20 protein-coding genes are annotated in these 25,954 nt (G+C 71.1%); 11 read left to right on the top strand and 9 right to left on the bottom strand.

Annotated elements, in window-relative coordinates:
• Positions 1-327: 327 nt before the first annotated feature.
• The 4 genes from WMF45_RS50340 to WMF45_RS50325 all read left to right on the top strand — a co-directional run bounded on the left by WMF45_RS50340 (position 328) and on the right by WMF45_RS50325 (position 6,983).
• Positions 328-2,691, top strand: a complete 2,364-nt coding sequence (locus WMF45_RS50340; protein ID WP_437714523.1) for a hypothetical protein — start codon at positions 328-330, stop codon at positions 2,689-2,691.
• A gap of 155 nt (positions 2,692-2,846) precedes the next feature.
• Complete coding sequence (locus WMF45_RS50335; RefSeq protein WP_437714521.1) at positions 2,847-4,205, top strand: ADYC domain-containing protein; 1,359 nt, start codon at positions 2,847-2,849, stop codon at positions 4,203-4,205.
• Positions 4,206-4,301: 96 nt separating this feature from the next.
• The gene (locus WMF45_RS50330; protein ID WP_437714519.1) at positions 4,302-4,874 is read left to right on the top strand and encodes a hypothetical protein; all 573 of its coding nucleotides are present in this window, start codon (positions 4,302-4,304) and stop codon (positions 4,872-4,874) included.
• Between the two features lie 117 nt (positions 4,875-4,991).
• Entirely contained in the window at positions 4,992-6,983 is a 1,992-nt protein-coding gene (locus tag WMF45_RS50325) for a RecQ family ATP-dependent DNA helicase (protein ID WP_437714518.1), read from the top strand.
• On the opposite strand, the gene WMF45_RS50320 is transcribed toward WMF45_RS50325, so the two are convergent.
• Together WMF45_RS50320 and WMF45_RS50315 are read right to left on the bottom strand one after the other, a co-directional pair.
• Entirely contained in the window at positions 6,970-7,491 is a 522-nt protein-coding gene (locus WMF45_RS50320) for a hypothetical protein (protein WP_437714516.1), read from the bottom strand. The genes WMF45_RS50325 and WMF45_RS50320 overlap by 14 nt on opposite strands.
• Before the next feature lie 19 nt (positions 7,492-7,510).
• Entirely contained in the window at positions 7,511-9,196 is a 1,686-nt protein-coding gene (locus WMF45_RS50315; RefSeq protein WP_437714514.1) for a DUF3556 domain-containing protein, read from the bottom strand.
• A gap of 822 nt (positions 9,197-10,018) precedes the next feature.
• On the opposite strand from WMF45_RS50315, the gene WMF45_RS50310 reads away from it, so the two are divergent.
• Complete coding sequence (locus WMF45_RS50310) at positions 10,019-11,302, top strand: glucuronyl esterase domain-containing protein (protein WP_437714512.1); 1,284 nt, start codon at positions 10,019-10,021, stop codon at positions 11,300-11,302.
• A 19-nt stretch (positions 11,303-11,321) separates the two neighbouring features.
• Positions 11,322-12,401 carry a hypothetical protein gene (locus WMF45_RS50305; RefSeq protein ID WP_437714510.1) on the top strand — a complete coding sequence of 360 codons (1,080 nt, stop codon included), beginning with the start codon at positions 11,322-11,324 and terminating at the stop codon, positions 12,399-12,401.
• Positions 12,402-12,474: 73 nt separating this feature from the next.
• On the opposite strand, the gene WMF45_RS50300 is transcribed toward WMF45_RS50305, so the two are convergent.
• A complete protein-coding gene (locus WMF45_RS50300) occupies positions 12,475-15,723 on the bottom strand; it encodes a protein kinase domain-containing protein (RefSeq protein ID WP_437714508.1) in 3,249 nt (1,082 codons plus the stop codon).
• Between the two features lie 106 nt (positions 15,724-15,829).
• Between WMF45_RS50300 and WMF45_RS50295 the strand changes: the two genes are divergently transcribed.
• The 5 genes from WMF45_RS50295 to WMF45_RS50275 all read left to right on the top strand — a co-directional run bounded on the left by WMF45_RS50295 (position 15,830) and on the right by WMF45_RS50275 (position 19,458).
• Positions 15,830-16,348 (top strand): tyrosine-type recombinase/integrase, encoded by a 519-nt coding sequence (locus WMF45_RS50295; protein ID WP_437714506.1) that lies wholly within the window; start codon positions 15,830-15,832, stop codon positions 16,346-16,348.
• A 379-nt stretch (positions 16,349-16,727) separates the two neighbouring features.
• On the top strand, positions 16,728-17,078 hold the full coding sequence (locus WMF45_RS50290; RefSeq protein ID WP_437714504.1) for a DUF705 domain-containing protein: 351 nt from the start codon (positions 16,728-16,730) through the stop codon (positions 17,076-17,078).
• A 114-nt stretch (positions 17,079-17,192) separates the two neighbouring features.
• Positions 17,193-17,759 carry a hypothetical protein gene (locus WMF45_RS50285; protein WP_437714502.1) on the top strand — a complete coding sequence of 189 codons (567 nt, stop codon included), beginning with the start codon at positions 17,193-17,195 and terminating at the stop codon, positions 17,757-17,759.
• Positions 17,760-17,767: 8 nt separating this feature from the next.
• A complete protein-coding gene (locus WMF45_RS50280; protein ID WP_437714500.1) occupies positions 17,768-18,100 on the top strand; it encodes a hypothetical protein in 333 nt (110 codons plus the stop codon).
• Between the two features lie 128 nt (positions 18,101-18,228).
• Positions 18,229-19,458, top strand: a complete 1,230-nt coding sequence (locus tag WMF45_RS50275; protein ID WP_437714498.1) for a hypothetical protein — start codon at positions 18,229-18,231, stop codon at positions 19,456-19,458.
• Between the two features lie 74 nt (positions 19,459-19,532).
• Here WMF45_RS50275 and WMF45_RS50270 read toward each other — a convergent pair whose 3' ends face one another.
• From WMF45_RS50270 to WMF45_RS50245, 6 genes are all read right to left on the bottom strand, one after another.
• Entirely contained in the window at positions 19,533-20,264 is a 732-nt protein-coding gene (locus WMF45_RS50270; protein ID WP_437714496.1) for a hypothetical protein, read from the bottom strand.
• Complete coding sequence (locus WMF45_RS50265) at positions 20,264-20,536, bottom strand: hypothetical protein (RefSeq protein WP_437714494.1); 273 nt, start codon at positions 20,534-20,536, stop codon at positions 20,264-20,266. The genes WMF45_RS50270 and WMF45_RS50265 overlap by 1 nt, the downstream gene beginning before the upstream one ends.
• A 989-nt stretch (positions 20,537-21,525) precedes the next feature.
• Positions 21,526-22,002 carry a hypothetical protein gene (locus WMF45_RS50260; protein ID WP_437714492.1) on the bottom strand — a complete coding sequence of 159 codons (477 nt, stop codon included), beginning with the start codon at positions 22,000-22,002 and terminating at the stop codon, positions 21,526-21,528.
• A gap of 200 nt (positions 22,003-22,202) precedes the next feature.
• Positions 22,203-23,333, bottom strand: coding sequence for a formylglycine-generating enzyme family protein (locus tag WMF45_RS50255; protein WP_437714491.1), 1,131 nt, complete (start codon positions 23,331-23,333; stop codon positions 22,203-22,205).
• A 110-nt stretch (positions 23,334-23,443) separates the two neighbouring features.
• Positions 23,444-25,540: a M20/M25/M40 family metallo-hydrolase gene (locus WMF45_RS50250; RefSeq protein WP_437714489.1), complete on the bottom strand. Its 2,097-nt coding sequence runs from the start codon at positions 25,538-25,540 to the stop codon at positions 23,444-23,446.
• Entirely contained in the window at positions 25,534-25,914 is a 381-nt protein-coding gene (locus WMF45_RS50245; RefSeq protein ID WP_437714487.1) for a hypothetical protein, read from the bottom strand. Before WMF45_RS50245 ends, WMF45_RS50250 begins: the two co-directional genes overlap by 7 nt.
• Positions 25,915-25,954 lie beyond the last annotated feature (40 nt).

The raw sequence follows: 25,954 nt of genomic DNA, 5'->3' as shown, positions 1-25,954 counted from the left end.
GTGCCCGAGCCGGTGCCCGGGGCTGGCGCTCCGAGGGGCGACACGAGGCGCAGCGTCCCGCGGCGGCGCGCGCGGGCCCGCGCTGGATCCGGGCCGGAGGCAGAGCGGCTGGCACGCGCCTCGCTAAAGACCTTTGCCAAAGGCCATCGCGAAAGGCCGTCGCGAAAGACCGCCGCGTCCGCGGAGCACGCCGCGCGCGGCGGCACCGACTTCCGCGGTGGCCGGGTCGAGGCCACCACGCCGCGCCCCCTGAGCGGGGGGCGCGAGGCCATCCATCGACGACGCCGCGCCGCGCGCAGGTGTCGCGAGCCAGCTCAGGAGGAAATCATGTCGAATCATGTGCACATGCGCGCCCGCCGCAGCTCGGTCCTGTCTCCTGTCGTCCTGGGTGCGCTCGGCGCGCTCGCGGCCGGGTGCCTCGCCGACGCGGAGCCCGCGCCGGAAGCGCCGGACGACACCGGCGTCGGTGAGCAACCGATCGTCAGCGTGGGTTCGCCGGTCGCCGGCCCCGCCACCGCGAGCGCGACCTTGCCCGCGGCCGGCATGAGCGCGACGCCGGCGAGCACGCCGATCAGCGACACGACAACGAGCGCCATCCGCCTGGCGAGCTTCTCGAACGGAGCGAACCTCGCGGCCGGGCCGACGAGCGACCGCGCAGGCTGGCGCAACGCGGCCACGACCGACCCCTTCTCGGCGCCTCCGGCGCTCAGGACGCACCTCGACGAGGCGCTCGCGAGCGCGGACGCGAAGGTCGCCGCCGCGCTCGACGAGGCCGACGCCACGGCGACGCTGGCCGCTTTCAGGGCGATGTTCCCCGGGGGACTCTCGGCCAGCGTGACGCAGGACTTCGACGGCTTCACCGCCGCGCGCGCCCGCTGGCTGAAGCGCTCGATCGAGAAGACAGGCACGTTCAATTATCCAGACCCGCGCCTGTTCGGCGAGGCGCGCCAGCGAGGCGCGCGCCTGTACTGCGCGGCCCGCGAGGTGCAACGCCAGCAGAGCGCGCGCGGCAAGCGGTCGATGGGCCGGAGGGCGCTCGCCGAGCTCAAGCTCTTCGGCCACACGGTGGACCTGCTCGTCATGGAGCCGACGGTGGTGCTCGACGGGCCCGAGCGCTTCACCGGCTCGGGCGCCAACGACGGCGCGCAGGCGTTCGTCGTGCCCATCCTCGCGGGGGGCAAGCTGACGCCGATCGGCAACATGGGACTGCCGGGCTTCGGCGAGATGCGCGCGCCGCTCGCCTTCGTCAGCGCGGACGGCGAGGTGGTGAACGACGCGTCGCTCGATTCGACGACAGGCGCCTTCCGCCGGCGCTTCCAGACCGTGACGCACGCCGACGCGGTGGTCTCGCGACGGGCGGTCGTGCGGCCCGACCCCGTCAGGTTCCCGCTGTTCGATATCGGCGTCGTGCACGTGAACCTCGAGCTCAACGCGCGCGCCGACATCGGCACGCTGAGCACGCCGAACGAACGGCTGCTCGGTCACACCTCGGGCACGCTGCCCTTCGGCCTGACGCCGCGGCCGATGGCCCCCATCGGCTCGATCGTCACGCCCTTCCCTGTGTCGTGGGGCGACATGCCGATGATGCTCGGCTCGGGCACGGCCGCCACGCCGACGCCTGTCGCGCCGGCGTCGGGCCTGCGCTGGTTCTTGCTGTCGCCCTCGGGAGCGGGCGACATGGGCCTGATGCCGGTCACGAACCCGATGCTCGCGCGCATGATCCAGGACGATGATCACACCTTCACGGTGCGGCACAGCGCCGGCATGGAGTCGGTATTGACGGCGGGCGCCGGGTTCGACATCGGCATCTTCGCCATGTGGCTCGACGTCTCCGGCGGGCTCGGGGTCAACGGCGGCCAGGAGCAGGTGCTGCGCGATGCGGTCGCGCTCGAGAACCAGCAGCCCGTCACGGTGCTCTCGGTGACCCCCCGCGGCTTCGTGAACGCGACGTACTCGGCGGCCATCAAGCTGCACCTGCGCTTCGGGCCCTTCGGCTTCGAGGTGCCCATCGTCAACACCCGCGGGACGCTGGCCGAGACGACGACGGGCGACTGGCCCGAGGCGAACCGCTTCCGCATGGGCACCGGCTCCGGCACGGGCGCGCCCCTGACGCAGCCGAACGTCCAGTCGCACCTGCCGCTCGACGGCGCCTTCTCGAGCTTCCCCGTCGACGTCGACACCTGCCTCGCCGACACGGCGCCGAACCCGCCGACGCCGCCGCCTTGCGCGGCCGATGGGCCGAGCGGCGCGCGCCCGGCCGTGAACATCTGCCTGACGGGCCGGGCGGTCTCCGGCTTCCCCTACCCGTCGAACGTCTGCGCCGACCCGGCTTCGTACTCGAGCACCCTGCGCGCCAGCGGGTTCAACGCGGCGCAGGCGAAATGCGTCGAGGCCCAGCTCAGCCTCGTGTGCGCCCCTGTCTCGACGCAGACCAGCCTGACGAGCGTGAACCACGTGACCGACATTCGCTTCAACCCCGACGGCAGCGTCGACACGAGCGCCATCGGCGCCGAGGCCAGGGCGGTGAGCCAGGCGATGCAGCAGTGCGAAGACGCCTTCGGCGCAGGCGCGGCGCGAGCGCTCTTCGGCGTCGAGGCCTGCGACGACCACGCGAAGCCCTTCAGCCCGAATCGACCGCCCTTCAGCGTCACCGCCGGCGGCACGACCATCCGCCCGCCGAGCTGCGAGTGAAGGCGGCGCCCGGGGCCGGAGGGCCGCATCCTGCCTCCCACCCCGGGGCGTCCCCGCGGGGCTGTCGGAGCACGGGTGCCCGCGTCCAGAAGGAGCCGCGGTCCCGGGGGTGGTAAGGGCGGCGAGCACGACGAGCGCGACGAGGAGGACTACCGATGAGGAACGGAACCTGGCGAGGCGAGCAACGTGGGCGCGGCGTGCGGGCCGCCGGAGGCGTCTCGGGGGCGTGGCGCGCGCGATCGATGCTGGCGCTCCTGGCAGCGGGCGCGTGCGGCGCCTGCGCGCTGCCCGAGGCGGGGGATCCCGAAGACGCAGCGCAGGCGGCGCCGGACGCGCCCCCGTCCGGGATCGAGGCCGGCGGCGCCGGCGAATCCGCCGACGCGCTGCCGCCCGGCGCGGCGACGGGAGGCGCCGAGGGGGACACGACCTACGAGATCCCCGATCTCAGGGCGCTGCTGCCTTATGACCCCACGAAGCGCCCTGGCAGCAATGGCCCGGGTATTTACGTGGCGGCGGCCAGCGATAGCACCTACTGCTTTCTCAACGATCAAGGCGTGCCGTCCTTTTGCCCCGAGCGGTTCGTCAACGCCGGGGGGAGCGTCAAGCTCGAGTTCCGCAGCGCGACGAACCCCACCGCGGTGTACTCGTCCACCGTGAGCGCGTCGCGCATGCTGCCCGGCGAGGCGGCCTTTCGGCCGGTCGCGCTGCGAAGCGTGCGCGCCGTCGGGATGGAGCTCGAGATCGAGGTCGCGCTCGACGGCGTTGTGTTCCCGCCCGTCCGGGGAGCGGCGCTCTCGTCGTTCAAGCTCGAGGTGGCCGGCCCCGGGGGCCTGTTCTTCCGCTACGAGCTGATGGTGGAGCCGCCGGGCCCGGCGCCGCTGCCGCCTCCGCCGCCGGATCCGGAGCCGCGCTCCTGGTTCCGACGGTACAACGTCAAATACCGGGTGGTCCCCGCCGGGGCCGATCCGAGCGCCTCCAGGTGGCGCCGCCACTGCAGCGCGGCCGGCGTCGATCTCCGGGCGTCGTTCGCGGGGGAGAGCAGGGTCGACGGGCTCTTCGCCACCGTCACGCGCGACGCGAGCGCGACAACGATGAGCTGTGAGACGGGGGCCATCGACACGTGCCTCTCGTGGGGATATGCCCCCTGGCGGACCGAGACGGCGAGCACCGACGAGGGCCGCTTCCTGTTCGGCGCCTGCCTGCACGCGAAGCGCGCGGCCTACTTCGCGGGCCCCGCGGGCGGCGCGGAGCGCACGACCAGCTTCACGCGCCCGGGCACGCCGATCGTCGTGCGCGACAAGCTGGGCATCCTTCCGGGCGCCGACCCGACGCACCTCGAAGCGATCTGGAGCCCCGAGGGCGCGAAGTGCTTGAACGTGGAGAACCTGCGCATCTCCGAGTTCCACGACCATGTGGCCTCGCTGTCCTCGCTGCCCCCGTGCACGGCCCACTGGTCCACCATCGGCGCGTTCGCCACGGGGCGCGTCGGGCCGCCCGGCCCTTCGGCGTGGTGAGCAGGCACGAGGGTGGTCCGGGACAACGGCCACACCGTCAAAGCGACGATCGTCGATCAGTCTTCGGACGCGAAAGTGCTATCCTGATGTCTCATCATGGACGTTATCTTTCGACGCACCGGGGAGCGGCGGTACGCCGTCGTCGTGGAGGTCGCCGGCAAACAGCCCCAGGTGATGGATCCGGCGCCTGGGTTCGACGACCACATTCCGCACGACCTCGTGCACTACGTCGTGGAGGCCGAGCTCGGCTTGACGTCGGGCGTCTTCGGTCGTGCCGCGAGCGGCGGCGGCACCTTTATCTCGGCCGCGCCGGGCGACCGGAGCCCGCGCGAACGGGCGCGCGAGCGGCGGAAGCAGCTGCGCCGGGAGACATCGCTTCGCAACGCGGACGAGGGCAGGCAGCACGACATGGTCACGTCGGAGCGCCTCGCCGCCGTCTGCGACCTGATCTGGAGGCGCCGCCAGGGGCAGCGCCCGGACGCCTCGCGTCCCGCGCCGCGCGAGTCGCTCTCGGGCGAAGACGCCCGGCGAGTCGATCGCGTCGTCGTCCGGCTCGAAGAGCTGGCGCCCTTGTGGAGCCAGCTGCCGGTGGGCGGTGAGCTCGCCTTCACATGGCCGAGCGTCGTGCCGAGGGCTCCAGACCGACGAGACGAGCGCCGCGCCGTGTGATGTCGGCTCCGCGGGGCGCCGTCACGCCGAGCGCTTCGGTGGCGGACCACGCGATCGTCGCGCGCAGCGCGCGACGGCGGCGTGTTCCTCGGCGCGGGCGAGGTGTAGGATGCCCCCTTGAACCAGCCCACACCATCCGGCCCCGATCTGCTCGACGTCCTCGAGGCGCGGTTCAACTTCCGCGAGCTCCGCCCAGGCCAGCGCGCGGTCATGGATGCCTTGCTCTCGGGCCACAGCGCGCTCGCGGTCTTCCCGACAGGCGGCGGCAAATCGCTCTGCTACCAGCTCCCCGCGCTCCTGCTCGACGGGGTCACGATCGTCATCTCCCCGCTGATCGCGCTGATGAAGGATCAGATCGATTTCCTCAGCGCGCGCGGCATCGCCGCGGTCCGGCTCGACTCGTCGCTGTCAGCCGACGACGCGGCGGAGGCGCACAGGGATCTGCGCTCGGGCAAGACGAAGCTGCTCTATGTCGCCCCCGAGCGGTTCGTGAGCGAGCGGTTCATGGCGCTGCTGAAAGAGCTCAAGATCGCCATCTTCGCGGTGGACGAGGCCCACTGCATCTCCGAGTGGGGACACAACTTCCGCCCCGACTACCTGAGGCTCGCGGACACCGCCCGGGCGCTCGGCGTGCCGCGCGTGCTCGCGTTGACGGCCACCGCGACGCCCGGGGTCGTGCGCGACGTCTGCGCCACCTTCGGTATCCGCGAGGAGCACACGGTCATCACCGGCTTCTACCGACCGAACCTCGAGCTCCGCGCGACGGCGGTGAGCGCGACCGCGCGCGACCGGGTCCTGATCGAGCGCCTGCGATCCCGGCCGCCCGGCTCCACCATCGTCTATGTCACGCTCCAGAAGACCGCCGAGCACGTGGCCGAGAAGCTCGCTTCTGCGGGGCTGCCGGCGCGCGCGTACCACGCCGGGATGGAAGCGACGGAGCGCGCGCGGGTGCAGGACGACTGGATGCAGAGCGACCGCGGCATCGTGGTCGCCACCATTGCGTTCGGGATGGGGATCGACAAGCCCGACGTGCGTTATGTCGACCATTACAATCTCCCGAAGAGCCTCGAGAGTTACAGTCAGGAGATCGGCCGCGCCGGCAGGGATCAGGCGCACTCGGTGGTCGAGGTCTTCGTGTGCGGCGACGATCTGCCGGTCCTCGAGAACTTCGCCTACGGCGACACGCCGACCGAGGACGCGCTCCACGGGGTGGTCGGCGCCGTGCTCGCCGCGCCCCAGGTGGAGCTCGGCCTGCACGCGCTGGGGACGCGCCACGACGTCCGGCCGCTCGTGCTCCGCACCGCGCTGACCTACCTCGAGCTGATGGGCGCGGTCCGGCAGCTCACGCCGCACTACGCCGGCTACGAGGTGCGGCTCCACCGCAGGCTCGAGGAGGTCATCGCATCGGTGAAGGGCGAGCCGGCGCGGTTCCTCGAGGCGCTCTTCGGCCACGCGAAGAAGGGGCGAGTCCTGTACGCGGTCGACCCGGCCGCCGCCGCCGCCGCGCTGGAGCAGCCGCGCGAGCGGGTGGTGCGCGCGCTCGAGTACCTCGAGCGGCAGGGGCTCGCGGAGCTCAAGGCGTCGGACATCCGGCACCGCTTCGTGCGCGTCGCCTCGACGGACGACGCGGGCGCCCTCGTCGGCGAGCTCCTCGCGCGCTTCGCGCGGCGCGAGGACGCCGAGATCGGGCGCGTGCGGCAGGTGATCGAGCTGCTCACCTCGGCGCGCTGTCACGCCGCGGCGCTCGCCGCGTACTTCGGCGAACGCCTCGACGCCGCGTGCGGGAGCTGCACCTTCTGCCGCGCCGGCGTCGCCGTGACGCTGCCGGAGCCGGCGCACGCGCCGCCGATGCCGGTGGGGCTCGACGTCGCCGCGTTCACGGCGCTGCGCGCGGCGCACGCGGGCGCCCTGGGCCATCCTCGCCAGGCGGCGCGTTTCCTCTGCGGCCTCTCGAGCCCGGCGACCACCCAGGCCAAGCTGGCACGCGATCCGCTCTTCGGCGTCCTCATCACGCGCCGGTTCGCCGAGGTGCTCGACTGGTGCGCCGGGCTCCCCCGCCTTCCTGCAGAGCTCGATGGCGCCCTGAGGGCCGCGCTCACCTCAGCGTGAGTGTTGCGGTCGCCAGCGTGGTGCCCTCGGCAGTGCGCACGACGCCCGAAAGCGTGCGTGGACAGCTCGAGAGAGACTTCACCAGCACAGAAGCGGTGTAGCGCGTGGGCTCGCCGGCGTTTCCCGGCCGGAACGAGGTCGTGTAGTGGGCCAGTCCTTCGAACTCGAGGAGCCCCGGTGGATGCGTCCCCCCGTGGCCGAAGGTCAGGACCTGACCGTCCGCAACGAGCTCGACGATCAGCCCGAAGGTGCGGCTCGTCGGCCCTCCCGAAGGCTTGAAGAAGGGGAAGGCCACGGCGTAGCGGATGAAGAGGTCCACCGGGCCCGCGGGCGGCGCCGCGACGGTCAGCGTGAAGGGGCCCGCGCCGTGGAGCGTCGCGCTGGCGATGACGGGCTTGCCGGCGCCCAGCCGCGTGTGAGCGATATAGAGCCCCACGGCGAGCAGGGCGGCCGCGGCGATCACCGCGGCCAGGATGAAAGCGAGCGGCGAACCGTCGGTGAAGCTCATCGAGCCCATAGGATCGCCATCAGCTGCGCGAACCGACGACGACGGCGTCCACGTCGGCCACGGGCCCGCCCCACGGCTGGCGCCCGCGCAGCTCGCGCACGTCGAGCTCGCCGGCGTCGAGCAGGCCGGAGGCAGCGTCGTGGATCTGATACGCCATCTTCGCGCCGCCGAGCGGCTGGCTCTCGACGAATATGCAGCGCAGCTCGCCTGGGGCGAAGCCGCACTGGTCCTGGATCGCGCGCAGCAGGCCATCGCGGTGCAGGTGGCCGTCGCCGAAGTTCCAGCCGAGCGCGAGGCCGGCGACGAGCTCGCCGTCGAGGTACTCGTACTCGTGGAGCGGGCCCTCGATCGCCTTCGGCACCAGGACCGGCAGCGCGCGGCCCTGGAGGTGCATGAGGCGGAACGCGAGCACCTTGCCGACGAGGCCGACCGACGTGGCGTGGTCGTAGAACCGGTCGAGCTGGTCGTAGATCCACGGCGCGGACTTCACGAGCCGGTCGAGCTTTCGATAGCTGTCGCCGCGGAACAGCCACACGCTATAAGGCCAGTTTCCGGCGTAGTACCGCATCGCGAGCAGGAACGAGATCCGCCCTGGCGCGATGTTGCCGAGGAGCGGAACAGCGACAAGCAGGATCGCGAGGAGCGCGCCGAGCTGAGGCGGGCCGACGTCGAACGGGTGCGCGCCGGGGTGGGCCCAGAACAGCGCGAACACGCCGTAGACCACCATCAGGTTCCACTCGACAGGCACGCCCATCGGCACATTGCTCGTGATGAAGGCGTGGAGCGCGAGCGCCATCGCGATGCCGACGACGATCGCCGTCTCGCCGGTCGAGCACGCGAGCACGATGGGCACGCCGAGCTCGAGCGCTGTGCCGGCGTGGCTCATCGCGATCGCGAGCCGCGACGGGCGCAGGTCGTCCGGATAGCGGACGTACATGCGCCGCCGCAGCCATGCGAAGCGGGCGAACGGGCTATTGCTCGTCATCACGCACACGACGGTCGGGAAGTGGTGGTTGAGCTTCGAGACGCCGGCCCAGAACCAGAGCGCGAGCTGGACCGCCTTTGCGCCGCCGATCCAGTCGGCGGTGGCCGCGAACACGACGACGGTGGTCCAGTAATGTTCGGCGCGCAGCGCGAGGAAGATGGTGCGATCGGCGACGGCGAGGACCGGCACGAGCGCGGCGATCGGCACGAGGTGCGAGGCGCCGAGCGCGGGGGCGAGCAGCGCGCGCACGAGCAGGGCGAGCAGCGCGAAGTAGAGCGCGACGTCGAGCGGGGTGCGCCGCGTGCCGCCGAGGAGCGGCGCGCGCGGGAACAGCGAGAGCTTCGTGGTGCCGGGGCGGAGGAAGTAGAGGGCGCCGCCGACGGGCGGGGCGTAGCGTCCGCTGAGCGGACCGAACCCGCAGCCGAAGCCCAGGCCCTCGAACAGCATGCTCCACAGGATCGCCTTCTGGAACGCGAGCGGGCGCAGCCACCAGTCGCCGATCGTCGAGAGGCCGCCGAGGCTCGGCGAGGTGCTGCAGAACAGGACCCAGGCGCCGGCATAGAGGGCGAGCTTGACCGCGTGGAGCACGTAGACGGCGAGCGGCGCGCCGGAGCCCTGCAGCGCCCACGCCTCGCAGACCATGCGTGCGCGCTCGGGGAACGGCCGCTTCGCCCAGTCGAGTGGATCGTACGGCGGGGCGAGCGGACGCAGCAGGGCCACGGCCGCGATGCTACCCGAACGCGTCCCCCGGCTCACGAAATCGACGCGCGGCGGCCCTGCCATTCGTCGCGGGACGCCCTGTGCCGGCGAGCCACTCACCACGGTGTGGGCAGACAATACATCTTTCATCGGCGACTCGCCGAACGTCTGCGAGAACTCGTTCGTGCGTCTTTATACCTTCGCGCAGAAGGCAATTATTCTTTCATCGTGCCATCAAGGGTCAAACAGGGAATCGACTTCGGCCTGCTGCTGGCCCCGGGCGTGGGCGAAAGGGACGATGACCAGCGGAGGCCCGAGGGATCGAGGCCATCGAAAAGGACGCAGAGAGCTCGTTCGGTGGCAGGCCGTCGAAGCAGCGCACCAGCTGCACGCCCGGCGCATTCCACAAGAATCGACATTTCGCGAGAGCCGAGAACAGTCCACCTGAGCGGCACGTGCAGCACATGACTGTTACGAAAAGTAGCACAAAATCAGCTTGAAGATGACCGGCAAAGTGGGGAATAACTTCGGTGGCACTCGCGGGTCGGGCCCTCGTCCGCCATCCCATCGCCCGACCACGGCGGGAGCCTGCTTCACGACCCCTCACGAGGAGCGCTCAACATGCGTCTACGCACTGCACATCCCACGATCTCTCTGGCCTTGTTCGCAGCGCTGCCTTGGATGCTTGCCGCCTGCACCACCGGAGGCGAGTCGGATCCTGTCGGTCCAGGAGGGAGCTCTGCAGTCGGCACGGGAGGCGGCACCGGCACCGGAGGGACGCCGACGGGCACTGGTGGACCGTCCTCTTCTTCGGGCGGCACCCCGACCGGGACGGGCGGCGACGTGACGACCGGTGAAGCCAGCACCGGTGGCGGGGGCCCGGCCGGAACGGGCGGAGCGCCGGGAACCGGTGGTGCCGGGGGCAGCGGCGACGGCGGCAACGCCGCGGGCGCCGAGTGGGGCGAGGTGGAAAACCCTGGAGCCGGGTGCACCGTCGGACAGATGCCGAGCGTCGCCTCGCTCACGGCGAACTCGAAGCTGCCGGACCCCTTCAAGAAGATGGACGGCAACCGCATCGCCAGCAAGAGCGAGTGGGCCTGCCGGCGCGAAGAGATCCTCCAGCAAGCCTACAAGTTCATCTACGGCGACAAGCCCGTCCCGGCAAAGGGAGCCGTGTCCGGTACCGTGAGCAACAGCAGGATCACGGTCGAGGTCAAGGATGGCAGCGGCAGCGCCTCGTTCAACCTCACCGTGAACATGAACGGGGCGACTGCGCCCGCCCCGGCGATCATCGGCTACGGCGGCCTGAGCGGCATGCCAGTTCCGAGCGGCGTCGCGACGATCACCTTCACCGCGGTCGAGTCGCAAGGCACCAGCGGCGCGAAGAACGGGCCGTTCTACAGCGTGTACGGTTCGGACCATCCCGCGGGGTACCTCACGGCACAGGCCTGGCAGATCAGTCGCGTCCTCGACGTCCTGGAGCAGAACCCCGGCGTCATCGATCCACGCCGGGTGGGTGTGACGGGTTGCTCACGCTGGGGCAAGGGTGCCTTCGTCGCCGGCGTGCTCGACAACCGCATCGCTTTGACCATCCCGGTGGAGTCGGGTCTCGGGGGCACGATAGGCCTGCGCCTCGTCGAGGTGCTCGATAGCTACAGCGGCTCCGAATGGCCCTATCATGGCATCAGCTACGTCCGCTGGCTTTCGGAGGTGGCGCTCGGTCAGTTCACCACGGGCAACAACGCTGGGGCCGACAACACGAACAAGCTGCCCGTCGACATGCACGAGATGATGGGCCTCATCGCTCCACGCGGCCTCTACATCGTGGACAATCCGAGCACCATGTACAACGGGCTCGACCGGAACTCGGCGTGGGTCACCGCCAACGCCGGCAAGATGATCTTCGAGGCGCTCGGCGTCGGAGACCACATCGCCTACACGGGCGCGGGTGGGAGCCACTGCAGCTGGCGCTCGCAGTACACTGCATCCCTCAACGCCATGGTCGACAGGTTCCTGAAGGGCAACAACGGTACGGCGACGGGCAATTTCGCCACGGACCTGCCCAGCAAACCCAACCACCTGGACCACATCGACTGGACACCGCCGACGCTCGGCGGCGAGCTTTGATCCAGCGCGGAGGTAACGCATGAACCCTAGCTCATTCCTCTCTCTCGGGGTCGCCCTGGCCCTGACGCTGGGCGCTTGCGGCCCTGGCGAAAACGGTGACGCCACGGGCGGCACCGGAGGTGGTGGAGCCTCAGGCGGCACGGTGGGCTCGGGCAGCCAGAGCTCCGCGGGAGGCGCCGGCGGCACGCCGCAAGAGGCCAGCAGCGCCTCATCCGGCGGCGCCAGCGGCGGCGCGACGTCGACCGGCGGAGCGGGGCCGAGCGGCGGCACCTCCAGCGGCGGTGGATCCGGAGCGGCCACCGGCGGGACGTCGGCATCGGGTGGCGCTCCGGGTGGCGACTGCACGCGCGAGCTCCTGGATGGCCTCCTGGACGACTACTTCGCTGCCCTCGCTGCCGGGGATCCTTCCAGCCTACCCCTGGCAGAAGGCGTGAAGTTCACCGAAAACGGCAAGCAGGCCGAGATCGGCGCGACGGACTTCTGGAGGGACGCTGGCGAGGTGAAGCATTCGCAGCGTGCCCTGGATACCGAGGCGTGCAGCGCCGGCGCTCAGGCGGTGATCCCGGAAGGCGGGAGGGATCTTCCCGTCGCCCTCCGCATCAAGGTGGAAGGATCGGAGCTGACGGAGATCGAGACGATCGTCGTCCGCCCGGGCGACTACACGGCATCGTTCGCGGTCGCCTCGAATCCCGCCGCGATCATCGCCATCTCGGACGAGATCGGTTGGCACGACGAGGTCCCGGAGGCCGAGCGGGCCACCCGGGAAGAGCTGACGAGCTGGATCGACAAGTACTTCCGCGCGTTCCCCTCCGGCGTCTGCGACGTCACGGGAGCCTGCAAGCGCCTGGAGAACGGGGGTGGCAACTTCTCTTGCCGCACCGGAGCATCCTGCAGCGCCGGCGATCCTGGGTCCGGCGGCACCTTCATCCCGCGCGTCATCCTGGCCGACGAGGTGCGCGGCATCGCCATCGGTCTCACCATCTTCGACTTCATGACGGACGGGCATCTGGACATGCATATGATCAAGATGTCCGGCGGTCAGGTGCACGCCGTCCACGCCATCCTGCGCGACACGAACGGCGTGTCCGGCTGGGAGTGATGGCGACCTTCCTCGATGCCGTCTCGACGTGGGCACAGCTGCCTGACACAGGGCAGCTGTGCCCGGGTCGAGACTAGGGCCGAGCGGCGCCCGGCGCGGCGCCCTCGGCTCCTCGCTCCGCTTCGCGCGCCGCCTCGGCGTACTCGCCCCGGAGCAGCGGATCGAGCTCGAAGGCGCGCCCCAGCGAGGCCTGGGCCTCTCGCGCTTCCTCGCGGCGCGCCTTCGCGTCGGCCGCCCCGCGCGCCCGCGAGAGCAAGAGCCCGCCGCGCACGGCGTGGGCGTGCGCGAGGAGCGGATCGCGGCGCAGCGCCTGCTCGACGTGCTTCAGCCCCTCGTCGGCGGCGCCGCGGGCCTCGGCCGGCGACGACGCTCGCGCGAGGTGCCAGCAGGCGCGCGCGAGCTCGACGTGGCCCTCGGCGTGGGGGTAGATCTCGATGGCCCGCCGCGCGTCGTCGCGCGCCCTCCGCAGCGCGGGCAGGGGTGAGCGCCCTCGCTGCCGCGCCCACTGCGCCTCGACCGCGCCGAGCTGCGCGCCCGCGAGCAGGCAGCCGAGGCAGCTCGGCTCTGCCCGGTAGGCCTCGGCCAGCGCGGCCCGCCCTGCCTCGAGATCGTCGCTCGGGTCTCCGCCCGAGCGCAGGGCGTGGAGCGCGGCCAGGCGGTGGCCCTCGGCGCGGTACGACGAGGTCCGCCCCGCGGCGGGGTTGATGGCGCGCGATCGGTCGAGGTGGGCGAAGGCGCGCTCGATCGGCGGGCGCGGGTCGGCGCCGCGCGCGGCGAGGTGCTGCGCCAGGGTCAGCTCGGCCACCGCGGCCTGGTTGAGCGCCTGGTAGAACTGGGCGTCGAGCGCGAGGGCCCGGCGCCCGATCTCGAGCGCCCTCTGCACCGTGTCCTGCGGGTCGAACCCGTGCGCGAGGTCGTACGAGGCCCAGTCGTTGTAGAGATCGCCGAGGTTCCAGTAGGGAAAGAGGTACTTCGGATCGCTCTCGATCGCCTGGCGATAGGAGCGCGCGGCCTCGGCGTACTCGGGGCGCGGGTCCTCGCCCTTGTCGCGCCGGTGGTTGCCCTTCCAGCGGTGGACGTTCGCGAGATCGTTGAGCGCCCAGGGGTAATTGGGCTCCAGCTCGAGGGCCCGCGTCAGCCGGGCGTGGGCCTCGTCCCAGGCAGGGCCCGGGTCGAGGCCGGCGCGCGCCTGCTCGAACCCCCGCGTGAAGTGGGCCAGCCCCGCGGCGTCGTGCGCGACCACGTCGCTCGGGTCGAGCGCGATGGCGCGCGCGGCGGTGGCGAGCCACTCCTCTAAGATGGGCTCGGGCTCGAGGCCGCCGCCTTCGTCCTTCATGAGCTGATACCAGCTCATCAGGACCTGGGCCCTCCGGGTGTGGCCCGAAGCGCGCCCCGGCGCCGCCCGCACCGCCTTGCCCGAGGCTTCGAGGGCGCGCTCGAGCGCCTCTTTGCGGGGCTTGCCCTGCCGCTCGTCGACCTCGGCCCGCTTCAGCCAGGCCACGGCGAGCGCCTCGTACGCCAGCGCGTCGCTGCGCCCCACGTCGAGCGCCTCGTCGTACCGCGCGACCGCCCGCTCGAGATCGGCGCGCGCGCCGTCGTAATCCCCTCGATCGAAGCGATCGACCGCCTGCGCGTGGGCGATGTCGCCGGCGAGGCGGAAGGCCTCGTACGACCAGGGCGCCTCGTGGCCTGCGAGCTCGGCGGCGCGCGCGGCGGCGGCGTGGTCGCGGCGATAGAGGGCGATGAGCCCCTCGAGGTGGTGGGGCGACTCGAGCCCGAGCCCGCGGCTCTTCTCGAGCGCGGCGAGCGCGGGCAGGAGGTACTGCTCTTCGAGCGCGCGCCGCCGCCCGGCCACCCACGCGACGCCGCCGCTGCGCCGGGCGTCCTCGAGGGCGCGGCGGTACAGCTCGCCGAGCGCGCGCCCGAGCGCGTGGTGGAGCTCGGGCGAGTCGACCCCGAGCGCACGGGCGCGCTCGAGCTGCTCGCGCGCCTCGTCGAACTCGAGCAGGGCCAGGTGCCCGCGCCCGAGCGCGTAGCGCGCGAGCCCCGCGCCGGCGCCGCCCGCCTCGACGTGGCGGGCCGCGATGCGGGCCATGCGCTCGCGGACGCGTGCCTGCTCGCGGCCGGTGTCGTGCAGCGGCAGGCCGTAGGCGGCGCGCAGGAACCACTCGATCTCCTTGACCTCCTGTCCGATCTCCTCGCCGAGCCTCGCCCGCTCGGCCGCCTCGGCCCGGGCGCGCCGCGCCTCGAGCTGCGAGCGCAGACCGAGCGCGCCGAGCGCCGCGATGAGCGCGAGCGAGAGGGCCGAGACGGCCACGAGCGCGCGGTGCTTGCGCGCGAGCCGCTTCAGCCGGAAGGACAGGCTGGGGCGCCGGCCGAGGATCGGCTCGCCGTCAAGGAAGCGCCCGAGGTCCTCGCCGAGGGCCCTCGCGGTGGGGTAGCGCTGCTCGGGCTCCTTGTGGAGGCACTTGAGGGTGATGGTCTCGAGGTCGGCGGGCAGCTCGGGCGCGAGCGCGCGCGGGGGTCGGGGCTCCTCGTGCAGCACCTTGAGGAGCGTGGCGGCGGGGGTGGCGCCCTCGAACGGCGCCGCGCCGCAGAGGAGCTGGTAGAGCGTGGCGCCGAGGCCGTAGACGTCCGAGCGCTGGTCGGCGCCGTGCACCTGGCCGCGCGCCTGCTCGGGCGCCATGTACGCGGGCGTGCCCAGGAGCGCCCCGGTCTCGGTGAGGCTCTGCTCGCCGCCGGCCTCGTAGGCGAGGCCGAAGTCGACGACCACCGGGTGGAAGCTCCCGTCCTCGACCCGCTCGATCAGGATGTTCGAGGGCTTCAGATCGCGGTGCACGATGCCGAGCCTGTGCGCCTCGTGCACCGCCTCGGCCACCGCGCGCATCGCCCGCACCTTTGCGGGCAGCGACATCTCGCTCGCCGCCTCGTCGAACCTCCGGCCGCGCACGAGCTGCATCGCGATGTACGCTTTGCCCGCGACCTCGCCGACCTCGTAGACCTTGCAGACGTTCGGGTGGTCGATGCGCGCCTGGGCGCGGGCTTCCTGCAGGAGGCGCAGGGCGCGGTCTGGGTCGGCCCCGCGAATGAACTTGAGCGCGACCGCCCGGCCCAGGCGCTTGTCGCGCGCCTCGACCACTTCCCCCATCCCGCCCCGCCCGAGCGGCCGGATGAGCTCGTAACGGCTCCACGCGGCGACGGGAACCCCGGCCGCGGCGCCGGGCGTGGGCGCGCCCCCTTCCACCTCGGCGCCGGCCGTATGCGCCTCCCCTTCGGCCGGAGGGAGGGGCCGAGTCGGCGCCGAGGCGTCTGCCGGCGGCATCGTTGTCGACGCCGGGGGCCCGCCCTGCGCTGGACCCGGGGCAAGCGGGCCGGGGCGCTCCGGCGGGAGCGTGGGCTCGAGTGTTGCGTCTTCTTCCGGCGCCGACATGTTGGAAGTGGTGACAAGGTGGCACGGCCGTGCGGGCGGCGAAACGTGCCCATGGGGGCCAGGCCGATGGTGCGCTGCGGGGAGCTCCTCCACTGGCGTGTTCGGATCCGCCGATGTCGCGGCCGGCGCCGGCAGGATGGCTCTCCCCGACGCCCTGGACCGCAAGGTTCCGACCGCCGGCCGGGAATCGCCCTGGCAATGGGTCTTCCCCGCGACGCGCCCCTGTCGCGACAGGGAGACAGGTCGGCTCCGGCGGCATCCTCTGCACGAGACGATGCTCCAGCGCGCGGTGCGAGAGGCCGCCCTCGCCGCCGGTCGATCAAGGCGCGCGCGCTGTCACACCCTGCGTCACTCCCTCGCCACGCACCTGCTGGAAGCCGGCTACGACATGCGCACGATCCAGGAGCTCCTCGGCCACCGCGACGTGAGCACGACGATGATCTACACCCACTTGTCGAACCGCGGCAGTCTGGCCGTCCGCAGCCCCCTCGACGGCCCCTTTGGTCCGACGTTGTGAACGGACCGGGTTGTGCCCAGCAACCTCCCGATGCGGCGGCCGCGCCGTTTCACCCAGGCGCGACGCGGCGCGACGCCTCCGGCTGCGCGTCCGCCGCGCCCCCTCCAGGCGCCCCCGGCCCCCGGAAAAGCGGCGACTGCCAACGTTGTTGGACGGATCTACGCTATGGCGCTGGACCGCATTTGGGCCTTGCAGCGCAGAGCCGATCCGTGAGAATTTCCGTGGAAGAGGCCACAAAAGGCTTCGATCTAGACAGATCTGGCCCGGCGGCTTCGGTTGACCAATCGACTGATAGTTCGACGAACTCACGCATGTCCTGACCATTCTAGGGAAGTAACTTGACCATGGCCTGCGTCAGCGGGTTAGACGGAAGGTTGTCATGAACGCGAAGCAACTCGTGGCTTACGTCGACGTCGACGATACGCTCGTCCGTTCCTTCGGTTCGAAACGGATCCCGATGTCGGCGGTCGTCGAACACGTCCGCCAGCTTCATGAACAGGGAGTAGTGCTGTATTGCTGGAGCACGGGTGGCGCCGACTACGCCGAAAGCTCCGCACGCGAACTTGGCATCGACCGTTGCTTCACGGGCTTCCTGCCTAAGCCCAACATCCTCATCGACGATCAGCCGCCCGCCGACTGGCGCGGGCTCGTATGCGTGCATCCGAACGAAGCGGTATCGAAGAGCGCCCACGACTATGCCACCACCGTTGCCGCCGGGAGAGGCATCTAACACGGCGATGAAGGCGGACGGGCTTCGCCCGCCGCATATCGCCTGGCCGTTGGGCGGGCAGCGGGTAGCCGGGGATCGTGCCCGAGCGCCCTCAGTGAACTCGAACGGAGAACAATGGAACATCAGATTCGACAGGTGGTTCGTGCAGGCTTGTCCCGGCTCATGGGAGCCACGAACGAACTCTGGCCGGGCATGGATCGTCAGCTCCCGGAGCGGAACTTGTCTCTGTACGTCGCCCGAGAATTTGTCGATCGCGACTACACGACGCTGACTGAGTGGCCGTTAAACCGGAACGAGCACATCGATCTCGTGGCGTACCGCTCGACAGAGCGTGCTATGGTCTTGCTGGAGAGCAAGCGCGCGTGGGGCAGGTCGCAGGAGCTCAGTTGCCTCTGGAACGATATGGAACGTCTTGAGCAAGCCGCAGCGTGCCTCGATGCGTGGACTTCGGCGCCGAGCTCTCCTGCGGCTTGGCAACGCATCGATCCCGGTGCCGTTTTCGGTGTCGTGCTGGTGAGTTCCACTGACGCGACCACCTTTGACGCGACCAAGCGACGCAATGGTGGCATGAACGACGTCATCTCCCGACTCGTTGAGAAGGTAGGCGACTTCGACCATATCGCACACCCGGACGAACATTACCCGTACGTACTGCACTATGCAGTATGGCGGATCAAGTAGGAGGATCGATGGTCAGCATCTTTCAGGGAGACGACGCAGAGACGCATCGAGCCTTCCAGGCTTGGAGGCGCGCGAACGTGGATGGATTCGACATGACTGAGGGTCCGGCGGGGTCGTTCACGATTCACTATGCGCAAGATAAGCGAGAAAACTCGGCTGGGCGCGGCTGTTGGCATCAGGGTGGGAGCGGCAATGACTATCGAGCGGATAAGGATGGCTGCTATACCACCGCTCGGAAGGTTTGCTCGAACAGCCTCGCCGACCTGACCGCATGGGCCAGGAACAATGGCTTCAAAACCAAGAAGTGCGGGCACTGCAACACCGAGCAGTTCCCGTTCTGACGGAGTCGTTGCGTGGTGCGGCCCAACCCGCGGCTGGTGCTGACGGTGCGCCGAGACAGGCAATCTCGAGCCCGGGAAGAGCTGATGCGCATCGTCTATGCCGCGCGGAAGCGCAGGAACTCGTTCTGATGCGACGTGTTGGCATAGCCGTCGTCCTGGTCGCGATGGCGCTCGGCTGCGCCAGGCCGCTCACGTGCCCCGCCGCGGGCGGACCGCCCTGGGCCGAGCTCGAGTCTCCGCATTTCCTGCTGCGAACCGATCTCGACGAGGTCGAAGCGAAGGAGACGATCGTCCACTTCGAGCGAATCTACCGCGCCTTCGAGCGCGTCGCCTTTCCCCACGAGCCCAAGCCGAACGGGCTAACCCATGTGGTCGTCGTCGACGGCGAAGACGCTTTCGCGCGCATCGGCCCGCGAGGCTCCGGAGGGTACGTCTCCCACAAGGGCAACGACATGGAGCACGTGCCTTCCCTCGTGTTCCCGGGCGGCCTGAGAGACGCGGTGCGCGAGGTATTCCAGCACGAGCTCAGCCACCGCTTCTTTGCCTACTACTTCCCATCGGCGCCGGTCTGGTTGAACGAGGGGATGGCGGAGTTCTACTCGACGCTTCGCATCGAGGAGAGCAGCGTCGTCCTCGGAGAGCAGCTCTCGGACCGGCTTATCACGACAGGCAGCCAGTGGCTCACCCTGAAGATCGACGGGCGCTCTGTCGTCGGCGTGCCCAAGGCGGCGCTGCCCAGCGTCCCTACGCTGCTCTCCCTCGACCCGGCCGCGTTCTACGTGCGCGACGTCGAGGACCCAACCTCGCGCGAGGCCCGCAGGCGCAGGAGCGCGAACTACACCGCAGCCTGGGCGCTCGTCCATGCCCTGCAAATCGAGGATGACGGCTTGCACCCCGGTTTCCTCCGCTACCTCCGGGCGCTGAGCGACGCGCGCGACGCGCGGGATCGTGCCCTCGTCGATGCGTTCGGCGACGCGCCCGAGCGCGCGCTCACGCGCTTCGTCGAGACGAATGAGGTCGAGGTGCAGACCGTGAGGCGCGCGTATGTCGACCGCGCCCGGGCGATCGCATGCGCAGCATGCGAGACGAGGACGTGCGCGCGCTCTGGGCACGACTCCGGACGTGGAGCAATCCGTCGGGAGCACGGGCGGCGGCGGCCGATCTCGACGAGGCGGTCCGGGTCGGGCACAACAGGCCGGAGCCGTACCTCGCCCGCGGGACGTTCCGCTGGGACCGGGGTGAAGCAGATCGCGATCAACATCCTCGGTGACGACCAGGTGAGCGACGCGAGCCTGCGACGGCTGTGGTACTACAAGAAGGCGCTCGAGCAGGCGGAGCTGGCGTCCGGCGAGGAGTGATCGCGCGGGGGCTCTCCGCAGCGCGTGCGGGTAGTCCGCCGCGGCCCGTCCCCGCGTCGCCCGCCGTGTGGCGACTATCGTTTCGGCCACTCGATGAGCAGGGCGCGGGTATGCGCATTGTAGAAGCGCATCCCGCCCATGTCCGCCACGCGCTCGGCATCAAGGTCTGCGAGGATGGGAACAAAGTTCTTGAACACGTCGCCATGGACGGCTTCGAACGCTTCACGCGTATCGTGCGAAATGCTCACCCGGGGCGCGTGCCAGCCGGCACCGTGAACCGCGGCCAACCGGCGCTTGGTTTCCGGGCGGAGAGTAAAGCGAAGCCCCTCTTCGGTCTGCTCGACATCGACCTCCAGGGGCTCGCGGGTGCTCCATGCCGGTTCGCGCGGATTCTTGAGGAGGTCGAGCGCCTGCGCGGTGATCTGCTTGAACTCCTCGCGAAGCTGGGCTTCGGCGAGGCCAAACTGCGCGCCAAAGCGGATCGCGACCGCACCGACGGTCGTCGACAGCGGAAGCTGCTCCGGGGACAAGCGCGCTTCGACTGTCTGAACCGCAGCCTCGATCTGTTCGATCGGTGTTTCGTCTGCGGCGACCACATCGACGAAGCTGACAACCCGATTGCCCCCGGGCGCGATCTCAACGTGCTCCGGCCCCCGCGTCCCGACGTGTTGATCTGCAACCGGTTCGACGAGGGGACGAGCCCAGGACATGCCGGGCACGATTTCGACACCATGACGATAGAGGAACGCGTTGATGCCGGTCTTCTTCTTCGAGGGCGAGTACACGCGCTGCGCGGTCAGATACATCAGGCGGCCTCCATGCTTCGAGGCGGCAGCTCCCGGTAGAGCCACACGTCAGTGTCCATCGTCGTCCGCGTGATGGCACGCTCCCTCTGAAGGAGCGACCGAGGAGGGGCGGCGTTCACCTCCGACTGCTCTTGGGCGGACAACCGAGACCAAGCGCCATCCATTTTGTCGAGGATCTCGTCCTCTTCCTGCGATTCGAGACCTCGGTGGATCCACCGGATGTGCACGAGTCTAGCCTCGAGTTCCCGGTATTTGGCGAGAGCGTCAGACATCGTATGGCCTCCAAAACGGACGCGTTGCCGCGAGAGCAGCCTCGTACTCCACCAGCGGAGAGCGTCCCGCCGGCTCGACGACGGCATGCGGCGCATGGTCCTCGTGGACGTTCAAGCTCTTGCCGAGCTGGCTCACGGGTAGCGAGAAAACCGGATCCCGTCCCTCTCCTCCCAGCGTTCGAGGCCTCCGATGCTTCGGGAGTCCGCGGGGATTGTCCATAGCGACGGACATTCCCCAACGTGGAGCGACGTATCCGTTCGCGTCGGGGTAGACGTCGAACTCGGGCGGATCCTCTGGAACGGCACCCGGTGGAGCGACCCTCACGCCCAGCGTGCGAGAAGATCGACCCAGTTCAGGCAGGTGGTCGGGAGCTTCCTTCATCGCACGGAACATGACGCGACCCATTCAGCCATCGCATACCATGGCCAGGCGTCGCTCGTCGACGCGCACGGAGCGGTTGTACATCGAAGTCGCGGAAGTCGCGTTTCTGCTCGCGTCCCCTTGCCTGTCCTCACGCCCTCGCCGCAGTGGCGGCAGAGCTTCCACGCCCGGGGGCGGCGGTCGTTTTCTCCTCGCAAGTCCGCGAAATCATTGGCCATGAACGGCCAAAGCAGATCACCACCAGCTCAACTGCCCTCGCACGACCGGCGCCGGTTGCCGGGAGGCTGCTCAGCTGCCTCCGCACCACCGGATCCGGTTGCCGGGAGGCTGCTCAGCTGCCTCCGCACCACCGGATCCGGTTGCCGGGAGGCTGCTCAGCTGCCTCCGCACCACCGGATCCGGTTGCCGGGAGGCTGCTCAGCTGCCTCCGCACCGCCGGATCCGGTTCGCAACGCAAGCTCAGCTGCTCTCGCACAACCGGACGCGGTTACCGGGGGCCGCCAGCTGCCCGCGCCAGAACCGATCTCTGTGCCGGCGCGCGCGCTGGCGCTGCTGTCAGGATTGCCGACGCCGCCGCGCCCGTCGCGCGGCCGGACCCCGGCGCTCCCTACTGCCCGCCGGGCACGCAGATCGCCGTCGCCGAGCCCGCGCCCATGCACGAGAACCCCGCCGCGCAGTCGGTGTTCGCCGCGCAGGGGAAGGCGCACTTGCCCACGGCCGTGTTGCACTTGTGCGTGCCGCAGACCATGTCGTTCGAACACGGGAGAGCGAGCGGGCCCGGCTGCCCCGTCGTCGCCGGAGCGGTCGTGCCCGGCTGCTGGTACTGCCCGGGTTGCTGATACCCCGGCTGCTGGTACTGCCCAGGCTGCTGGTACTGCCCGGGCTGCTGATACCCCGGCTGCTGGTACTGCCCAGGCTGCTGGTACCCCTGCTGCTGCTGGTTGTAGGCGTTGTACTGGGGATCCGACGGATCCTCGGCGTCTCGGCCCCGGCTGCACGCGGAGGTCAGGAGCCCGAGGCCTCCGAGGGCAAGGACGACCGACGCGGCCGAGCGCGCGCTGGTGAACCACATGGATCGCTTCATCAAGGTCTCCTCGAGGTGCGGGGCTCTCCCCGCGTGAGCGACGGGCCGGTGACGGCCCGCCGCTGAGATCTGAGCCCCGGCCCCCGGAGGAGGAACCGCAGGCCCTTCGCCGGCGAGCGCCGCGTCGCGGGCCCGCTGGACAGGAGCGTACCCCCGGTCGGCGGCCGCGCGCCCCTCAAAAAGGACGCGCCACCGCGCGCTCACCGCGCCGCAGCATCCTTGCAGCAACGAAACCCTTGCTCGTAGCCGTAGTCCTCTTCCTTGTGGAACCCCACGGTGGGGCGGCAGCGGCCGCGCATGGGGCCCCACCAGCCGCCCTTCAGCCCGCTCCGCTCCGGCGACTTGCGGCCCGGCCGCACGACCCACTCGTTGATGTTGCCGTTGAGATCGTAGGCGCCGAACGGCGACACACACGCCGGCATCGAGCCCGCAGGCACGCGCTGATCGAGCCGCTCGAGCTCCGCCTTGCACTTGGGGTGCCGCATGCACCGCTCGTAGTGGTAGAGCGTCACCTCGCGCTGGCGAAAGGGCCTGTCGATGTTGCACTTGGTCGCGTCGCGGGCGAAGCCGTACGTGTACGGGAGCATCTCCTCGCCCTCGCAGGCGAAGTTGAACTCGTCCTCCGTGCAGAGGCGCTTGCCGACGCCCTCGCACGCCTTGACGGCCTGGCGCCACGAGACGAGCAGCGCCGGGAGCTCGCCCTTCCTGTTGGGCCACTCGTAGCGGTCGACGCAGAACCGCATCGGCGCGCGCTTCTTCGAGAGGCACTCGCTCGGGCGCCTGTACTCGAGGCACCGCTCGCTGACGCTGGTCGGGCCCTCGGCCTCTTTGTAGGGCGTCGCGCGTCGCTCCTGGTCCTTCTCGTACTCCTTGTGGTGCTTCAGGCAGATCTGATCGACCACGGGGCAGTAGTCGCCCTCCACGACGACCATGTCGTCCGGGCACCCCTCGGAGCTGCCGGGCAGCCCCGCATCCGGCGAGCCGCCGTCGAGCGCCTCCGCCCCCGCATCCGGAGCGCCGCCGTCGAGGGCCTCCGCCGCGGCGTCCGGCGAGCCGCCGTCGAGGGCTGCTGCCGCGGCGTCCTGCGCCGCCGCCACGTACGACATCGCTGCCCCGGCGTCCGGCGGCTCCGCCGGGGTGTAGGCAAGCTCCGCCGCGGCGTCCGGCGGCTCCGCCGGGGTGTAGGCAAGCTCCGCCGCGGCGTCCGACAGCTGTGCCGCAGCGGCATCGGGCGGCGCGGTCTCGGCATCCGCAGCTGCGCCGGCGCGCTCGGGCCCTCCGGAGGCCACGGCGCCGGTCCCCGCGGGCGGCGAGCTGTCGCAGGCGAGCATCGCGGCCGTGAGGCCGCAGAGGAAGGCGAGGCTGACCGCGCAGGGTCCGCGTGGAGCCCTGCGCCGTCGAGGTGGCGCGGCCGGCGGCGCGGCGCGGCGAGAGCGCCGGCTCATCGGCCGGGGGCGGGGATGACCTTGAGCGGCACCCGGGTCCCGCCGCGATCCACCTCGATCTCGACCTCGCGGCCCGGCTCGAGATCGCCGAGCGCGAACATGAAGTCGTGGATGTTGGTGACGGCGTGGGCGCCGATGCGCACGATCACGTCCCCCGCCTGCATGCCGGCGCGCGAGGCCGGCGCGTCGGGCCGCACGCCCGTGAGCTTCACGCCGGGCCCCTGGTACGCGTAGTCCGGCATCGTGCCGAGCGACGCGCGGAAGCCGCCGCGCATGCTGCGGTGCGGGTCCGCGGGCGCGTCGGTGAAGGCGAGGCGCGCGTCGCGCCGCGACAGGGCGAGCGCCATCCGCGCCGCGAGCACCGAGCACCGCGAGACGCCCGCGGCGTTGATCTTGTCCGCGGTGTCGCTCGGCCGGTGGTAGTCCTCGTGGACGCCCGTGAACAGGAAGGCGATCGGGACGCGCGACGCCGTGAACGACGCGTGATCGCTCGCGCCGAAGCCCTCGACGCCGAACTGGAGCGCGAAGCCGAGCCCGCGGGCGGCGTCGTCCACGATCGGCTTCCAGTCGGGCGAGGTCCCCAGGCCGTCGACGAGGAGCTTGTCGTCCCGCATCCGGCCGACCATGTCGGCGTTGATCATGGCCACGATCGGCTTCATGCCCGCGAGCGGCGCCGGCGGGTGATCGACGAAGTGGCGCGAGCCGATGGTGCCGAGCTCCTCGGCGCCGAACGCGATGAACAGGAGGTTCCGGGCCGGCCGCTCGGGGAGCGAGGCGAACCGCCGCGCCACCTCCAGGAGCATCGCGGTCCCCGAGGCGTTGTCGTCGGCGCCCGGGTGGACCGCATGCACGCCGGGCGCGCGCGAGAACGACGTGCCCCCGTAGCCGAGGTGATCGTAGTGCGCGCCGACGACGACGTACTCACCGGCGTGCGGCGAGCCGTCGCGCGCAGAGAGCAGGCCGATCACGTTCGACGCCGGCGCCATCCGCGCGGTGACCTTGGTCGTGATCTCGACGGTGGTGCCGTCGAGCGGCTTCGGCGCGGCGGCCTTGGTCGCGGCCGGCTTCACGGCCGGGGGCTTCGCAGGGGCCGCCTTCGCGTCTGCCGGCTTCACCGGCGGCGCGAGCCCGGCCGCCGGGAAGAGCGCGCGGGCCGCGGAGCGCGTGATCACAACGGCCGGGATGCCCATGCTCGCCGCGTCGTCCGACACCCGCGGGAGCTCGTCGCCCGCCGCGACCAGGATCACCCCGGAGGCCTTGTGCTCGCGGGCGGTGCGGAGCTTGTAGCGGACGCTGCCAAAGTCGCGGAGCGCGTCCGCCGGCCGCGGAGCATGATGATGAGGATCGGCGGGCGCAGCGCCGCCGTGCGCGCCGGCGGGAGCTGCACCGGCAGGCGCAGCGCCGCCGTGCGGCCCCCCGGGCGCAGCGCCGCCGTGCGCGCCGGCCTGCGCCGCTCCACCCGGGCCGCCGTCCAGCGTGGGCACGCCGTCGAGCACGATCACGATCTTCCCCTCGATATCGCGGCCGGCGTAGTCGTCCCAGGAGAGCGCCGTCGCGGTCACTCCATGGCCGACGAGCACAGCGGCCCCCGACACCGTGCCGCTCGCGCTCCCGTCGGCCGTGACCAGCTTGCCGGCCTCGGCGCTCTGCTTCCGGCCCGCGCGCTGCACCGCGAGCGCCGCGGGCGCCACGTCGGCGCCGACCCGCGCGTCGAACGCCTGCCGGTACGCCTTCGCGTCGCTCCCCGGCCCGCCCAGCGGCGAAAGCTTGAGCTCCGCGAACCGGCGCGCGATGAACTCGGCCGCGAGATCGGCGCCGGGCTCGCCCGTCCCGCGCCCCGCGAGCTCGGGCGACGCGAGGTACGCGACGTCCGCCGCGATCCGCGCCTCCGCGGCAGGATCGACCTCCATCGAGGCCGGCGCGGCGGGCGCCGGCGCGGCAGGCGTCGAGGCCGGCGGCGCGTCGGGCTGGCGGGGCGGCGCGGCCGGCGGAGCGCACGCCGCGACAGCGGCGAGCAGGCCGGCGGCGAAGGCGCGGCGAAGACCCCACGCGCGGGGCGACAGCGGGGCCGCGGCGCGCCCGGCGCTCACCACGGCGACGCCTTCTGCGCCGCGCGGACCAGCTCGAGCGCGCGACGGCCGATGTACTCCTCCACGTCGGCGGGCGCGATGTGGCGGTCCTTCGCAAAGTCGAACTCGCGCGGTTTGCCGTCGCCGAACGTCACCCGGACGATCGCGGACTCCCGCAGGAGCTCCAGGGAGAGGCTGAAATCACCGAGCGCGAGCCGGTGCTTGTCCTGCTCCTGGGCGAACGCGATGGGCTGCCCCTTCTCCTGCAGCCGCTCGTGCGCGAACTTCAGCGACTCGGCCCCCAGCGACACGGCCGACTCCGCGGCCGCGAGCGCCTCGGCGACCCGCTTCTTGTGCCGCGCGAGTTCCTCGGACTCGCGCTCCGCCTTCGATTTCACGGCTTCGATGAGCTCATCACGCCAGGTAGGCACAGTGCAC

The organism is Sorangium sp. So ce448 (assembly GCF_051520915.1).
Lineage (GTDB): Bacteria > Myxococcota_A > Polyangia > Polyangiales > Polyangiaceae > Sorangium > Sorangium cellulosum_B.
This window is presented reverse-complemented; position numbering and strand designations above follow the sequence as displayed.